The sequence below is a fragment of the Paucibacter sp. JuS9 genome, from assembly GCF_044043925.2.
In the GTDB taxonomy this organism is placed as follows: Bacteria; Pseudomonadota; Gammaproteobacteria; order Burkholderiales; family Burkholderiaceae_C; genus JAUASW01.
Genome location: NZ_CP194172.1, coordinates 2,386,969 through 2,402,429, shown reverse-complemented (window position 1 = coordinate 2,402,429; position 15,461 = coordinate 2,386,969). Strand labels below are relative to the sequence as shown.

Below are 15,461 nucleotides of genomic sequence, written 5' to 3'. Positions count from 1 at the left end.
TTCATCTCCAGGGCCGGTCATAGGCGCCCAGGGTGTGCTGCTGGCCTTCGGCCCAGCGCGCAAGTTCGCTTTGCCATGCCGGCGCCACGACAAAACGGTTGCCTTCGGCCAAGCTGTCCAGGGCTTGACGCCAGACCCTCGTCACGCTGGCCACATAGCTGGGGCTGCGCTGCCTACCTTCGATCTTGATGGCCTTCACGCCGCTGGCTGCAAGTTGTGGCAGGAGCGCCAGGGTGTTCAAACTGGTCGGCTCTTCGAGCGCGTAATCGTGCTTCAGTGCAGTGCCTACATCGAAGCGCCCCTTGCAAAGGGTCGGGTAGGCGCGGCCTTCCTCCGGGCCATAGCGGTCGATCAACACGCCGCCCAGACGCGCCTCCACACCAGATGCTGTATCACGCCACTGCACTTCCGAGGGTGGTGAGCACACACCCGCGGTATTGGGTGACTGGCCGGTCGCGTAGGAGGAGAGGGCGCAGCGCCCTTCCACCATGACACACAGGCTGCCAAAGCCGAAGACCTCGATTTCCACCGTCGTGTTGCGTATGACGTGCTGCACCTGTTGCAGCGTCAGCACGCGCGGCAGCACCGCGCGTTGGATGCCGTAGCGCTGGCGGTAGTACTCAATGGCCTCGTAGCTGGTCGCTGAAGCTTGAACGGAGAGATGCAAGCGCAGCCCCGGGTGCTCGTCCCGCGCGTACGCCATCACAGCGGTGTCTGCCACGATCAAGGCATCGGCACCCAGCGTGGCGGCAGCATCCACCGCCTGCTTCCAGGGACTTTCGTCGCGCGCATCGGCGTAGGTGTTAAGTGCCATCAGCACCTGTCGGCCACGGGCGTGGGCATACGCAACGCCCTCGCGAACCTGCGCATCATCAAAGTTCAGGCCTGCAAAGTTGCGGGCATTGGTGGCGTTCTTTAGCCCGAGGTAAACGGCATCTGCCCCGGCATCTACAGCGAGCTTCAGGGCGCGCAGAGACCCTGCCGGGCAAACGAGGTGTGGAACCGATTCGATAGTTGACATGAGCCCAGTGGATGGCCAGCGAAGCGTCGTAATCTAGAACTGAGTCAATGGCATGGTTTTGCCTTGACGCAAAGACGCAGGCCCTTGGGGCGCTGTGACTGATCGGTCCTGACGACTGCGGCCATCTTTTTGGACTGGTGAGGTTTGGCTTGCGGTGGATTGCCGCACTGCGGCCCAGCGTGCACTACCCGTTGCTTCAATTCCTGAAATCACTGCGCACAGAGAAACGTAAACGTGTATCATGGTAAGTATTGGATTACTTACATACGTAGTCAGCGAAAGCCCTCAACATGCAGACCAGATTGCCCACCGAGCAGCGCCAGGCGGAAATCGTCATGGCTGCGTTGAATCTCGCCCGGGACATCAGTCCAGCGGCAATCACCACCGGTGACATTGCCAGCGCCGTTGGTGTCACGCAGGGCGCCTTGTTCAAGCATTTCCCGACCAAGGACGCGATCTGGCTGGCGGCAATGAAGTGGGTGCGCGAGCATTTGCTGCTTGAGCTGGAGCAAGCCGTGCGGGCAACATGCCCGGGCGCGCTCGCTCTCGAAGCGGCGTTCCATGCCCACGTGGCATTCGTGATCGCCCATCCCGGCGTCCCTAGGGTCATTTTTCACGAGCTGCAGCGGCCCGCAGACTCTCCCATAAAAGCGGAAGTCAGGGCGCTGCTGCAGGCCTATCGACAGCTGCTGCTAGAGCATTTCAATGCAGGAAAGAAGTCGGGAGCGTTGCCGACGAGGCTGGACTCTGAAGCCGCCTCTACGCTCTTTGTTGGCATCGTCCAAGGTCTGGTCATGCAATCGATGCTGGCGGGCAAAGCTTCAGTGATGAAGGCGCAAGCTGAAGCTGTGTTCAACCTGTACCTTCGCGGCATTCAGGCGGCGGCATGAAGTTTCCATCAAACTGGTCGCGCCGGCTCGGTCTGAGCCTGCTGGGGGTGATTCTCATCGCTGCACTCGGCTATGTGGTCATGCGATCAGGCCCATTGGCGCCTGTCCGCGTGACAGTGAACCATGTCACCGCCGGCAGCCTGTCGCCATCTCTATTTGGCATCGGCACTGTTGAGGCTCGCCGCGCTTACCTGATCGGCCCGACCACGGCTGGACGGGTCAGCAAGGTACTGGTCGATGTCGGTGATGCGGTCGAGGCGGGCCAACTACTGGCCGAGATGGATCCGGTTGACCTAGAAGAGCGCGTCAAGGCCTTGGACGCGTCGATCGCACGTGCAGCGCACGTGGTCGCTGCGGCGCAAGCGCAGCGACACGACGCTCAGGCACGCAGCGAGCTCGCGACTGTGATGGCTCGCCGTTCTGTCGAACTAGGCGCACAGAACTTCATGAGCGCTGGCGCTGTCGAGGCCAAGCAGCAGGAGCAAGCCTCGGCCGAAGCTGCGTCGGCAGCCGCTGACGCGAACCTGGCCGCCGCGCGCCAGGACACCCAGCGTCTGGCGGCAGAACGCGCCGCCCTGCGTCAGCAGCGCGAGAACGTGCGATTGCTCGCGCCTGCACAAGGCGTCGTAGTCAGTCGTGACGCCGAGGTGGGATCGACCGTGGTTGCTGGACAGGCCGTTTTGCGTCTCATCGAGCCCTCGTCCCTCTGGATTCGGGTACGGCTGGACCAGGGGCGCTCGGCTGGTCTGCGCACTGAGCTGCCGGCGTGGGTCGTGCTGCGCTCCGATCCGTCGACGCGCCTGTCCGGCAAAGTGGCCAGAGTCGAGAGCAGCAGCGACAGCGTTACTGAAGAGCGCGTGGCCTTGGTGTCGCTGGACACACTACCTCGCGGTCTGTCTGCCGGCGAGATGGCCGAGGTCACCTTGACGCTGCCTGCCACAGCCGAAACCTTGTTGCTGCCGAATCCTGCGATTCAACGCCGAGCCGATCAGGTCGGTGTGTGGCGACTTGAGGGCAGCCAGCCGAAGTTCACGCCTGTGCGTCTTGGATTGACCAGCCTTGATGGGCGAGTGCAGGTGCTTGAAGGCCTCAAGGCTGGTGACGAGGTGGTCGTCCACAGCGAGAAGACGCTCACACAGAGCACTCGCGTCAAGGTCGTCGATCAGCTCCGCGGCAGCACGCCATGATCAGCTTGGCCGGCCGCGACATACTCCACTCCTGGGGAAAGTTCGTGCTTACAGGGGTCGGCCTGGGGCTGCTGATCGGCGTGACGTTGACAATGGCAGGGGTCTACCGTGGCATGGTCGATGACGCACGTGCATTACTCGACAACAGCGGAGCCGATCTTTGGGTGGTGCAGCAGGGCACGCAAGGGCCATACGCGGAGTCGTCGAGCTTGCGCGATGACGTGGTGCGCAGTGTGCTGGGCCTACCGGGCGTGGCGCGAGCCGCAAATGTCACCTACTTGACGATGCAGGTGCGCGAAGGCGCAAGCCCAATGCGCGTCGAAGCCCGAGAGGTGCGCGCGATGATTGTCGGGTTCGAGCCGGGCCAACCGGGGGAGCCCGGCTACCTGGTGGCCGGCCGCCACATCACGCGCGGCCATTACGAGGCAGTGGTCGACGTGCGGACCGGCTACAAGCTGGGTCAGCTCATCCGGATCCGACGCCACGACTACATGGTGGTGGGTCTGACGCAGCGCATGGTGTCGTCGGGCGGTGACCCCATGGTTTTCATCCCGCTCAAGGATGCCCAGGAGGCACAGTTCCTGAAGGACAACGACGCTATCCTGAACGACCGCGCCCGCACCGCTGCAAACCCGGCGCTGAATCGGCCGGGGGTGCCCGGGCTGCTTGAGGCGATCCAGGCCTCGCAGGTCGCCAATCGCAATGTCAACACGGTACTGGTGCAAGTCCAGCCGGGTGTGTCAGCGCAGACCGTGGCCGAGCCGATCCGGCGCTGGAAGCATCTGGAGGCTTACACGCGCGTGCAGATGGAGGAGATCCTGGTCGCAAAGCTGATCGCCACCTCGGCGAAGCAGATCGGTATGTTCCTGGTCATTTTGGCCATCGTCAGTGCAGCGATCGTTGCCTTCATCATTTACACGATGACCTTGGGAAAGATCCGCGAAATCGCGGTGCTCAAGCTCATCGGCACCCGCAACCGAACCATCGCCGGCATGATCCTGCAGCAGGCACTTGGGCTGGGCCTGATCGGTTTCGTCGTCGGCAAGGTGTCCGCCACGTTCTGGGCGCCCATCTTCCCAAAGTATGTGCTGCTAGAAGTGAACGATGCACTGCTCGGGTTCGGCGCGGTGATGGTGATCTGCGCGCTGGCCAGCACGCTGGCGATCCGCGCGGCGCTCAAGGTCGATCCGGCTGCGGCCATCGGCGGGTGAAAGGGGCCAATGTGAGCGAAACCGGCATCCGCATAGAAGGTCTGCGCAAGCGTTACGGTGAAGGCGACACGGCGGTTGACGCGCTGAAAGACGTCAATATGGTCGTAGCGCCCGGCGAGGTCGTGGGACTGATCGGCCCCTCGGGCTCGGGCAAGAGCACCCTGCTGAAATGCCTGGGCGCCGTCATCGAGCCGACGGGGGGGCGCATGATCCTGGGCGGGCAGACCATTTATGACCATGGCTGGAAGATCCCCGACCTTCGAGCGTTGCGCCGCGACAGTATCGGCTTCGTGTTTCAAGCACCTTACTTGATTCCGTTCCTGGACGTCACCGACAACGTTGCCCTGTTGCCGATGCTGGCTGGTTGCTCGAACAGTGAGGCTCGCGCGCGAGCACTCGAACTGCTTGTGGCGCTGGATGTTGGGCACCGCGCCAAGGCGCAACCGTCCGAACTATCGGGCGGCGAACAGCAGCGTGTGTCGATCGCGCGGGCTCTGGCCAACCGGCCGCCGGTGATCCTCGCTGATGAGCCCACGGCTCCTCTGGACAGTGAGCGGGCCTTGGCGGTTACTCGCATCCTCAACCAGATGGCGACGCAGTTCCATACCGCCATCATCGTGGTGACGCACGATGAGAAGATCATCCCCACCTTCAAGCGGATTTATCAAATCCGGGACGGCCGAACTGACGAAGAGGCTGGGCAAGGGCTGAGCCTTTGATCAGGATTGCCCTGATGAGCCCAAATATCGCGCGTGGAGACGTCCTAGCGAGACCTGCAAGTAAAAGCTGCGAGTGAAAACCGCAGACCGTGCGCTTTGATCTGTTGTCGGGCATGGGCGCCTGCGTTGAACCAGCCTACAACGCAAGCCTCTAGGCGTGGCGCGACGGCGGCCGAGACCGGTTGGAAGTAGACGCGGCTGACCATACCAGGTGGCCAAATGGTTCAGGGCTCTTGCTTAGGCCGCATATGTCTCCCAGGCGGTTCCTCGACGGCCCGGAGCTTAGCCGAGGACCGCACGTTAGCGACGGACGTCCGGACACGATGATAGCCAGCTTGAGTTCCTGCCAAGGTTGTGTGAGAGCGAGAACCTGGCAGGCCATCTGTGATGGTCCGGTTCCAAGAAATCGACTTCTATCGGGGGCGCCATGCCTCGTCAATTTCGTTGAAGATCGGACTCACGCCATCGTGCACCGGAGTCAGGCTGTACGGGCCTGTTCCGCTGTGCTCTGAACTTGATGCCGGTACGAAGCGACCCTGATGCACGTCGAAGACGTTCACCTCTCCGGCCTCGATCACATAGTGCCAGCCGTGCAGGGCCAACTCTCCGCGTTCGACGCGCGAGCGCACCATCGGATAGTCCATCAGGCGTTCGAGTTGCAGCACAACCGAGCGCTCTTCCGTGCGGTGTAGCGCTTCGTCGCTGAGCTGCACGGGCAGGCAGGCCTCCCGGCCCAGTTCCAGCCAGGCCTTCAGGTTGCTGGCTTCGTCAGGCACCTCGCCATAGAGAGCACGGATGCCGCCACAATGGCTGTGGCCGCAGACGATGATGTGCTGCACATTCAGCGCCAGCACCGCATATTCGATTGCGGCTGCCGTGCCGTGGTGGCCGGCCGAGCCATCGTACGGGGGCACGAAAGCCGCGACATTACGCACCAGGAACAACTCCCCTGGGCCGGCGCCCGTGAGCATGTATGGAACCAGGCGTGAGTCCGAGCAGCCGATGAAGAGGGTGGTTGGGTGCTGTCCCTGCTCGACGAGGTCTTTGAAACGGTCCTGGTATTGCGGGAAGAAGTCCGTATTGAAACGCCGCAGGCGGGACAGCAGTTCGTCGGGCATTGCGGCCTCGGTTACTGCAGCAGCGGCGAGTCGGCGCCTTCGAGCGCCAAGCCTTCGATCTTGGCTGCACCGGCCAGCAGATTGAGGTACTGGCGCAGCGCCGTCACATAAGCCTGCTGGGCCAGCGTCTGGGCAATCGCGCCACGCACCGCTTCGAAGGGCTGCTGCACACCGGGTTGGCGTTCGTCGACCCGGACGATGTGGAAGCCGAAGCGGGTGCTGATCAGGCGCGGCAGCACGCCCACATGCGCATTCGCCTCGTCTTGAGCAAACAGCGCGGCGGCGAATTCCGGCGCGCAGTCCTCGCGGCCCAGCCAGCCCAGGGCGCCGCCTTCGGCGCCGCTGGGGCAGTTCGACTGCTCAGCGGCAGCGCGTGCGAAGTCTTCGCTGCTGCCGCAGCGCAGGCTCACCAGCAGTCCTTCGGCTCTGCGACGCAGGGCGTCCACGTCTACGCCGGGCGTGACGGCGAACAGGATGTGGCTGGCCAGCGTGCGCTCGCCCAGTTGATAGCGTGCCGCATGCGCTTCATAGAAGCGCTGGCAGGCGGCGTCGTCAGCTTGGGGTAGCTGCAACTCCCTGGCCAACAGCTTTTCAATGGCCTGGGAGGCCGCTTCGCTGAGCACGCCATCCAGCGCCGGCAGGTCGCCCACCGCCAGAAGCCCTGAGCGCTGCGCAGTCTGGCGGAGCAACTCGCTGTAGGCGCGCTGTCGCAGCGCTTCAGGGTCGGGCGACTCGCCAGCGCCGTGCAGAGGCACGCCGTTGACTGTCGCGAGCACTGAGGCAGCAGCCTCCTCCATCAGCGCTGTGGCGGTGTCGCTGCTTTGGCTCGATCCGCCGCAACCGCAACTGCCGCTTCCGCATCCACCTTGTTGTCCCATGATGAGCTCCTTTTTTTTCTTAGCGTTGCGATTGCGTGTGATTGGCGGGCAGATTGATTCGCCGGCTGCGCACCATCTGGTAGGGGCGGACGATGTAGGCCAACGTGCCGAAGCCGCTCCACACATGCACCAGACGGGTGAAGGGGAAGACCAGGAAGATGCTCATGCCCAGGAACATGTGCAGCTTGAAGATCCAGCCGGCTTCCGCCAGCAGTTCCACCGCGCCACCGCGGAAGGTGACGATGCGCTGCGCCCACTCGGCCAGCTTCATCATCATGCCGCCGTCCAGATGCTGGGCCGACAGCGGGATGGTGGCCAGGCCCAGGGCCAGCTGCAGCCACAGCAGCAGCAGCAGCACGATGTCGCTAGTCTTTGAGTTGCGGCGGATGCGCTCGTCCGACAGGCGACGGTGCAGCAGCAGGCTGACACCGATGAAGCCCAACACGCCAGCGACGCCGCCCACAATCATCGCCATCAGCTGCTTGGCGCCGGCGCTCATGAAGGGCTCGTAAACGAAGTGCGGCGTCAGCATGCCGACGGTATGGCCGAAGAACAGCACCAGGATGCCGACGTGGAACAGGTTGGAACCCCAGCGCAGCGAGCCGGCGCGCAGCAGCTGCGAGGAGTCGCTCTTCCAGCTGTACTGGTCGCGGTCGAAGCGGATCAAGCTGCCGAGCAGGAACACGGCCAGGCAGATGTAGGGATAGAGACCGAACAAGGCAAAATTGAGCGAGTTCATGGACGCACTCCTTGGGAAGCTGCGGAAGACGCGGTCTTCCTGACAATGTAGATGGGCTGCGGCGCGCCGGGCTTGCTCTGGCCCTTGCTGGAGCAGCCGTCGAAGGCGGCAGGCTCGAGCCAAGCCTCGTCCAGCGGCTCGTCAACGGTGATGCTGACGGCCTGCGGTTTCTCGCCGGCCAGCTCCAGCACCGCACCGATGGCAGCGGCATAGGGCAGGTTGTCGCGCTTGATCAAGGCGCTGTGGATGGCATTGAGGATGTGCGCCATCTCGGCCAGAAATTCGCGCGCCACTGCCGGCGGCTGCGTGGAGGCGAACTCCAGCACCACAGGCAGGTAGTCGGGCAGCTCCTTCGCATCGAAGAAGACGCCCGCCTGCTCGTAGGTCTTGGCCAGGTCAACCAAGGCAGGCCCTCGCTCGCGCGAGTCGCCGTGCACATGCTCGAACATGTGCAGGCTGGTGGCACGGCCGCGGTCGAAGCTCTCGACATAACGAGCCTGCACCGCGTAACTCTCGCCGCGTGCGAGCACTGCAGCCAGTGCATCCAGTTCGGCCAGCCGCGCCGGGCTCAATGCGCTTTCCTGGTGCAGGGCTTCGCGCAACTCGGGCAGCACAGCCAGCATTTCGTCGCTGGGATAGTCGAGCAGGCGCGCCAGCACGCGGCAACTGAGCGAGATCGGGTGGTTCTTTGAACTCATCATGATTCTCCTCAGACCGTGGTCTTGATCGGGATGGTGCGCTTCTTGGCGCCGCCGAACAGGCTGGTCTCGGTCTGCCCGTCCGAGCAACCGTTGCCGAAGCTGAAGCCGCAGCCGCCGCGCAGGTCGTAGGCGTTTTCGGCGTATTCGCGGTGCGTGGTCGGGATGACGAAGCGGTCCTCGTAGTTGGCGATGGCCATGGTCTGGTACATGTCCTCGACTTCGTTCTTCAAGAGACCCACCTGGTCCAGCACCGTCTTGTCCTCGACGCCGTCCACATGCTTGCCGCGCTGGTAGGCGCGCATCGCCAGCATGCGCTCCAGCGCCCGCTCCACCGGCTTCACGTCGCCGGCGGTGAGCATGTTCGCCAGGTACTGCACGGGGATGCGCAGCTGCTTGACGTCCGGGATCTGGCCGTTCACGCCGATATGGCCGGCGTTGGCGGCCGAGCTGATCGGCGACAGCGGCGGCACATACCAGACCATCGGCAGCGTGCGGTACTCGGGGTGCAGCGGCAGGGCCACCTTCCAGTCCACCGCCATCTTGTAGACCGGGCTCTTGCGGGCCGACTCCAGCCAGGCTTCAGGAATACCATCCCTGCGGGCCTGCTCGATTACGCGCGGGTCGTTCGGATCAAGGAAGATGTCAAGCTGGGCCTGATAGAGGTCCTTGTCGTCCTTGACGCTGGCGGCCTCCTGGATGCGGTCGGCGTCATACAGCAGCACGCCCAGATAGCGGATGCGACCGACGCAGGTTTCCGAGCACACGGTCGGCTGGCCGGCCTCGATGCGCGGATAGCAGAAGATGCACTTCTCGGCCTTGCCGCTCTGCCAGTTGTAATAGATCTTCTTGTAGGGGCAGCCCGAGACGCACATGCGCCAGCCGCGGCACTTGTCCTGGTCGATCAGCACGATGCCGTCTTCCTCGCGCTTGTAGATCGAGCCCGAGGGGCACGATGCCACGCACGCCGGATTCAGACAGTGTTCGCACAGCCTGGGCAGGTACATCATGAAAGTGTTTTCGAACTGACCGTAGATGTCCTTTTGGACGTTCTCGAAGTTCGCATCCTTGCTGCGCTTGGCGAACTCGCCGCCCAGGATCTCTTCCCAGTTCGGGCCCCACTCGATCTTCTGCATGCGCTGGCCAGTGATCAGGCTGCGCGGTCGCGCAGTGGGTGCGGCCTTGGATTTCGGCGCAGACTGCAGATGGTCGTAGTCGAAGGTGAAGGGCTCGTAGTAGTCGTCGATCTGCGGGAGGTGAGGGTTGGCGAAGATGCGCATCAACAGCTTCCACTTGCCCCCCTGCCGCGGCTCAATCTCACCATTGGCCTTGCGGATCCAGCCACCATGCCACTTGTCCTGGTTCTCCCACTCCTTGGGATAGCCGATGCCGGGTTTGGACTCGACGTTGTTGAACCAAGCGTATTCCATGCCCGGACGGTTGGTCCAGACGTTCTTGCAGGTGACTGAACAAGTGTGGCAGCCGATGCACTTGTCCAAGTTCAGCACCATGCCGATTTGCGCGCGGACTTTCATGCGTGTGCTCCTTGATTTGCGCTTTCCTCATCCATCCAATCCACTTTGGCCATCTTGCGCACCAGCACGAACTCGTCGCGGTTGGTGCCGATGGTGCCGTAGTAGTTGAAGCCGTAGCTCAGCTGCGCGTAGCCACCGATCATGTGCGTGGGCTTGGTGACGATGCGGGTCACCGAGTTGTGGATGCCGCCGCGCGTGCCGGTGATCTCGGATCCCGGGGTGTTGATGATCTTCTCCTGCGAGTGATACATCATCACCATGCCCGGATTGACCCGCTGGCTCACCACCGCGCGGGCCGCAATGGCGCCGTTGGCGTTGAACAGCTCGACCCAGTCGTTGTCGACAATGCCGGCCTTGGCCGCGTCGTCCTCGCTGAGCCAGATCACCGAGCCGCCACGATTCAGCGTCAGCATCATCAGGTTGTCGCTGTAGGTGCTGTGGATGCCCCACTTCTGGTGCGGCGTGATGAAGTTGAGCGCGATCTCCTTGTTGCCATTGCTCTTGATGCCCTGCACCTCGACCAGGGTCTTCAAGTCCACCGGCGGGCGGTAGCTGCTGAAGCCCTCGCCGAAGGCCTGCATCCAGGGGTGGTCCTGGTAGAACTGCTGGCGGCCCGTCAGCGTGCGCCATGGAATCAGTTCATGCACATTGGTGTAGCCGGCGTTGTACGAGACCTTCTCGCTCTCCAGACCTGACCAGGTCGGCGAGCTGATGATCTTGCGCGGCTGCGACTGGATGTCGCGGAAGCGGATCTTCTCGTCCTCGCGGTGAAGCGCCAGATGGGTATGGTCCCGCCCGGTCTGCTTGCCCAGAGCCTCCCAGGCCTTCACGGCCACGTGGCCGTTTGTCTCGGGAGCCAGTTGCAGCACCACTTCGGTCGCGTCAATGTCCGTCTCGATCTTGGGCATGCCTTGCGTGACGCCTTCGTCACGCACCAGGCCGTTCAAGTCGCCAAGTTGCTCGACCTCGGTCTTGGTGTCCCAGCCGATGCCCTTGCCGCCATTGCCCACCTTGTTCATCAAGGGGCCAAGGGCGGTGAAGCGTTTGTAGAGGTTGGGGTAGTCGCGCTCGACCACCGCGATCTGCGGCGCGGTCTTGCCGGGGATCAGCTCGCACTCACCCTTCTTCCATTCGGACACGCCGAAGGGCTGGGCCAGCTCGGCCGGGCTGTCGTGCATCAGCGGCGTCAGCACGATCTCCTTTTCGACACCGAGATGGCCGACACACAGCTCGCTGAATTTCTTGGCGAAGCCCTTGTAGATCTCCCAATCGCTGCGCGCCTGCCAGGCCGGATCCACCGCCGTGGATAGCGGGTGGATGAAGGGATGCATATCGCTGGTGTTGAGGTCGTTCTTCTCGTACCAGGTGGCGGTGGGCAGCACGATGTCCGAGTACAGACAGGTGGTGCTCATGCGGAAGTCCAGCGTCACCAGCAGGTCCAGCTTTCCTTCCGGCGCCTTGTCGTGCCATTCCACTTCCTGCGGCTTGGCGTCGTCCTTGCCGAGGTCCTTGCCCTGCACGCCATTGGTGGTGCCCAGCAGGTGCTTGAGGAAGTACTCATGTCCCTTGCCCGAACTGCCCAGGATGTTGGAGCGCCAGACGAACATATTGCGCGGCCAGTTGGCCGGGTGGTCCGGGTCTTCGCAACTCATGCGCAGCGAGCCGTCCTTGAGGCCCTTGACCGCATAGTCCTTGGCGTCCATGCCGGCGGCCTGTGCGTCCTTGACCACCTGCATCGGGTTGGTCTGCAGCTGCGGCGCCGAAGGCAGCCAGCCCATGCGCTCGGCGCGCACGTTGTAGTCGATCAGGCTGCCACCGAACTGGGCCTTGTCGGCCAGGGGCGAGAGCACCTCGGCGACGTCCAGCTTCTCGTAGCGCCACTGGTCGGTGTGGGCGTAGAAGAAGCTGGTGGAGTTCATCTGGCGCGGCGGGCGGATCCAGTCCAGCGCAAAGGCCAGCGCTGTCCAGCCGGTCTGCGGGCGCAGCTTCTCCTGGCCCACGTAATGCGCCCAGCCGCCACCCGATTGGCCGATGCAGCCGCACATCATCAGCATATTGATGATGCCGCGGTAGTTCATGTCGGCGTGGTACCAGTGGTTCATCGCCGCACCGATGATCACCATGGACTTTCCATGCGTCTTGTCGGCGTTGTCGGCGAACTGGCGCGCCACGGTGATGATCTGCTCGCGCTTCACACCGGTGATGCTCTCGGCCCAGGCCGGGGTGTAGGGCTTGTTGTCGTCGTAGCTGTTCGGCGCGTCATCGCCCAGACCACGGCTGATGCCGTACTGCGCCACCTGCAGGTCAAACACGGTGGCCACCAGCACTTCCTCGGCGTCTTCATGCTTGCCCAGCTTGAGGCTGACAGTCGGCACCCGGCGCGAGATCACGTCTTGCTGCTTGTTGCTCTTGAAGTTCGGTGTGTCGATTCCGCCGAAGTAGGGGAAGCCCACTTCGTCCACCTGATGTGCCTGGGCACCATCTTCGAGCACCGAGAGCTTGAGCTTCACATCGCCGTCGTGGATCGCTTCCTTGGACTCCAGATTCCATTTGCCCAGGTCGGGGCGCTCGCCCGCGCCCCAGCGGAAGCCGATCGAGCCGTTCGGTAGCACCACCTTGCCGCTGGCATCGAAGGCCACGGTCTTCCACTCGGGGTTGTTGTCCTGGCCCAGCTTGCCGCCGAAGTCGCTGGCGCGCAGATAGCGGTCAGGCACCAGCAGAGCGCGGCCGTCCGGTGTGGTCTGCTTCTTCAGCTTCACCAGCAGCGGCAGGTCGGTGTAGCGGCGCGCGTAGTCGTCGAAATACGTGGACCGCTTGTCGAAGTAGAACTCCTTCAGGATCACATGGCCCATGGCCATCGCGATCGCCGCATCGGTGCCCTGCTTGGGGTGCATCCAGATGTCGGCCAGCTTGGAGATCTCGGCGTAGTCGGGCGTGATCGCCACCGTCTTGGCGCCCTTGTAGCGCACCTCGGTGAAGAAGTGCGCGTCCGGTGTGCGCGTCTGCGGCACGTTGGAGCCCCAGGCGATGATGTAGTTACTGTTGTACCAATCGGCGCTCTCGGGCACGTCGGTCTGCTCGCCCCAGATCTGCGGGCTGGCCGGCGGCAGGTCGCAGTACCAGTCGTAGAAGCTCATGCAGACGCCGCCGAGCAAACTCAGGTAACGGCTGCCGGCGGCATAGCTGATCATCGACATGGCCGGAATCGGCGAGAAGCCGATCACGCGATCCGGCCCATGCTTCTTGACGGTGTAGATATTGGCGCTGGCGATGATCTCGTTGACCTCGTCCCAGCTGGAGCGCACAAAGCCGCCCAGGCCGCGGTCCTGCTGCCATTCGCGGCGCTGCTCCGTGTTCTCGACGATGTTTGCCCAGGCGTCCACCGGCGTCTTGGTCACAGCGCGCGCGGCGCGCCAGTGCTTGAGCAGCGAGCCACGCACCATCGGGTACTTGACGCGATTGGCACTGTAGAGATACCAGCTGTAGCTGGCCCCGCGGGCACAGCCACGCGGCTCATGGTTGGGCAGGTCCGGGCGGGTGCGCGGATAGTCGGTCTGCTGGGTTTCCCAGGTGACGATGCCACCCTTCACATAGATCTTCCACGAGCAGGAGCCCGTGCAGTTGGTGCCGTGGGTGGAGCGCACGATCTTGTCGTGTGCCCAGCGGGCCCGGTACGCGTCTTCCCAGGTTCGGTCTTCGCCCGTGGTGCGGCCGTGGCCGTCGGCGAAGTCCTCTTTCGGTTGAGCGAAGTAGCTCAGGCGGTCGAGAAAGTGACTCATGGTTTGCTTCCTTGTCTTCTCGGGTATCAGGGATTCTTCACGTACGCATTGGCACGCAGATAGAACCACCAGTTCAGGATCAGGCACACGGCGTAGAAGACCGCGAAGCCGTAGAAGGCGAATTGAGGTGTGCCGGCTTTGATTTGCTGGCCGATGAGCACCGGTGCGATGAAGGCGCCGTAGGCAGCCACTGCCGAGGTCCAGCCCAGCACCGGGCCAGCTTGCTGGCGGTCGAAGATGAAACCGACGCTGCGAAAGGTTGAGCCGTTGCCGATGCCGCTGGCGGCAAACAGCAGAACGAACAGGCCCATGAACAGCGGGAAGTGTTGTTCGGGTGTGGCCGAGCCGTAGGCCTGCATCATCACGTAGCCCACGGCTGCCGAGGCGAACACCATGATGGCCGAGATGATCTGGGTCACGATGGACCCGCCGACCTTGTCGGAAATCCAACCGCCGATGGGCCGCACTGCAGCGCCCACGAAGGGCCCGATCCAGGCGTAGGTCAGGGCCGATGGCGCGTGGGGATTCTTGACCGTGTGCTGCATCACGCCGGCTGCGTCAGGCGCGTGGATGAAGCCGAAGATCACCGTGATCGCCAGCGGCAGGGCCATCGAAAATCCGATAAAGCTGCCAAAGGTCACGACGTAGAGCGCCGTCATTGCCCAGGTGTGCTTGTTGCGAAAAATCTCGAACTGCTTGGCGACGTTTTCCTTCATCGTGCCGAAGGCAGCCAGCTTCATCACCAGCAGTGCAGCGATGATGTCCAGTGGGATCGCCACCCACATGTTCAGCAGGCCCAGGCCCGTGGGTGCTGGCAGGTAGAGGTAGAGCATCCCGATCGACGGGATGAAGGCCAGCGAGTAGAGGTAGACGATCTTCAGGAAAGCGCTGATCGGTGAACCGGCGGCGGCCGTCACCGTCTTCAGGTTGTTCATGCCGAACCAGCAAAGGATGGACAAGGGCACCAGCGAAAGCACCCATGCGAAGCCAGCGTTTTGAATCCACGTGGGCGTTCCGGCGGCAATCTTGCCGAAGATCCAGCCGCTGTCCTTCAAGAGTGACTTCGACTCACCGCCCAGCGCGCCGAACAGTCCGACCGTCATCACAAGAGGAATGACGATTTGCATGGTCGTCACGCCGAAGTTGCCCAGGCCCGCGTTCAGCCCCAGCGCCGTGCCCTGCAGACGCTTCGGAAAGAAGGTACTGATGTTGGACATCGACGAAGCGAAGTTGCCGCCGCCCACGCCTGACCAGAGTGCCATCAGCTGAAATACCCATAGCGGCCACTCGGGGTGCTGCAGCGCGAAGCCTGTACCGATGGCCGGTGCCAGCAGCATGGCCGTGGTCAGGAAGATGGTGTTGCGGCCGCCAGCCATGCGGATCAGGAAGCTGGCCGGAATGCGCATGGTCGCACCCGAAATGCCGGCGATGGCCGTGAGCGTGAACAACTCGGCCTGGCTGAAGGGAAAGCCCAGGTTGAGCATCTGCACGGTGATGATGCCCCACATGCCCCAGACCGCGAAGCCGCACAGCAGGGCGGGTATCGAGATCCATAGATTGCGGTAGGCGATCTTCTTGCCAGTGTTTTCCCAGAACTGCTCGTCCTCGGGGCGCCAGTCGGCGATATCGCCGGCGCCTTGCGGGCCGGACGTGCGGGCGCCGGCGGTGCTGGTATTCATGAGTGAA

General features: G+C 63.2%; 12 protein-coding genes. 4 read left to right on the top strand and 8 right to left on the bottom strand.

The annotated features are described in order from the left end of the window. Position 1: 1 nt before the first annotated feature. Positions 2–1,021: a ubiquinone anaerobic biosynthesis protein UbiU gene (gene ubiU / locus ABT392_RS10740; protein ID WP_334275841.1), complete on the bottom strand. Its 1,020-nt coding sequence runs from the start codon at positions 1,019–1,021 to the stop codon at positions 2–4. A 290-nt stretch (positions 1,022–1,311) separates the two neighbouring features. On the opposite strand from ubiU, the gene ABT392_RS10735 reads away from it, so the two are divergent. The 4 genes from ABT392_RS10735 to ABT392_RS10720 are packed head-to-tail and all read left to right on the top strand — an operon-like array spanning position 1,312 to position 5,028. Beyond that, entirely contained in the window at positions 1,312–1,911 is a 600-nt protein-coding gene (locus ABT392_RS10735) for a TetR/AcrR family transcriptional regulator (protein ID WP_334275840.1), read from the top strand. After that, positions 1,908–3,098 carry an efflux RND transporter periplasmic adaptor subunit gene (locus tag ABT392_RS10730; RefSeq protein WP_334275839.1) on the top strand — a complete coding sequence of 397 codons (1,191 nt, stop codon included), beginning with the start codon at positions 1,908–1,910 and terminating at the stop codon, positions 3,096–3,098. The genes ABT392_RS10735 and ABT392_RS10730 overlap by 4 nt, the downstream gene beginning before the upstream one ends. Then, positions 3,095–4,309, top strand: a complete 1,215-nt coding sequence (locus tag ABT392_RS10725; protein ID WP_395385780.1) for an ABC transporter permease — start codon at positions 3,095–3,097, stop codon at positions 4,307–4,309. The genes ABT392_RS10730 and ABT392_RS10725 overlap by 4 nt, the downstream gene beginning before the upstream one ends. Positions 4,310–4,320: 11 nt before the next feature. Then, positions 4,321–5,028 carry an ABC transporter ATP-binding protein gene (locus ABT392_RS10720; RefSeq protein WP_334275837.1) on the top strand — a complete coding sequence of 236 codons (708 nt, stop codon included), beginning with the start codon at positions 4,321–4,323 and terminating at the stop codon, positions 5,026–5,028. 413 nt (positions 5,029–5,441) lie between these two features. On the opposite strand, the gene ABT392_RS10715 is transcribed toward ABT392_RS10720, so the two are convergent. From ABT392_RS10715 to ABT392_RS10685, 7 genes are read right to left on the bottom strand one after another with little or no spacing between them, the layout of a single operon-like run. Further along, a complete protein-coding gene (locus tag ABT392_RS10715; protein ID WP_334275836.1) occupies positions 5,442–6,146 on the bottom strand; it encodes a carbonic anhydrase in 705 nt (234 codons plus the stop codon). An 11-nt stretch (positions 6,147–6,157) separates the two neighbouring features. Next, on the bottom strand, positions 6,158–7,024 hold the full coding sequence (locus tag ABT392_RS10710) for a peptidylprolyl isomerase (RefSeq protein ID WP_395385781.1): 867 nt from the start codon (positions 7,022–7,024) through the stop codon (positions 6,158–6,160). Positions 7,025–7,043: 19 nt separating this feature from the next. Beyond that, a complete protein-coding gene (narI, locus tag ABT392_RS10705) occupies positions 7,044–7,763 on the bottom strand; it encodes a respiratory nitrate reductase subunit gamma (protein ID WP_334275834.1) in 720 nt (239 codons plus the stop codon). Then, a complete protein-coding gene (narJ, locus tag ABT392_RS10700) occupies positions 7,760–8,464 on the bottom strand; it encodes a nitrate reductase molybdenum cofactor assembly chaperone (RefSeq protein ID WP_395385782.1) in 705 nt (234 codons plus the stop codon). The genes narI and narJ overlap by 4 nt, the downstream gene beginning before the upstream one ends. A gap of 8 nt (positions 8,465–8,472) precedes the next feature. Further along, a complete protein-coding gene (narH, locus tag ABT392_RS10695) occupies positions 8,473–9,996 on the bottom strand; it encodes a nitrate reductase subunit beta (RefSeq protein WP_334275832.1) in 1,524 nt (507 codons plus the stop codon). Continuing rightward, positions 9,993–13,775 carry a nitrate reductase subunit alpha gene (locus ABT392_RS10690; RefSeq protein WP_334275830.1) on the bottom strand — a complete coding sequence of 1,261 codons (3,783 nt, stop codon included), beginning with the start codon at positions 13,773–13,775 and terminating at the stop codon, positions 9,993–9,995. Before ABT392_RS10690 ends, narH begins: the two co-directional genes overlap by 4 nt. A 26-nt stretch (positions 13,776–13,801) precedes the next feature. After that, positions 13,802–15,454 (bottom strand): MFS transporter, encoded by a 1,653-nt coding sequence (locus ABT392_RS10685; protein ID WP_334275829.1) that lies wholly within the window; start codon positions 15,452–15,454, stop codon positions 13,802–13,804. Between the last annotated feature and the right edge of the window lie 7 nt (positions 15,455–15,461).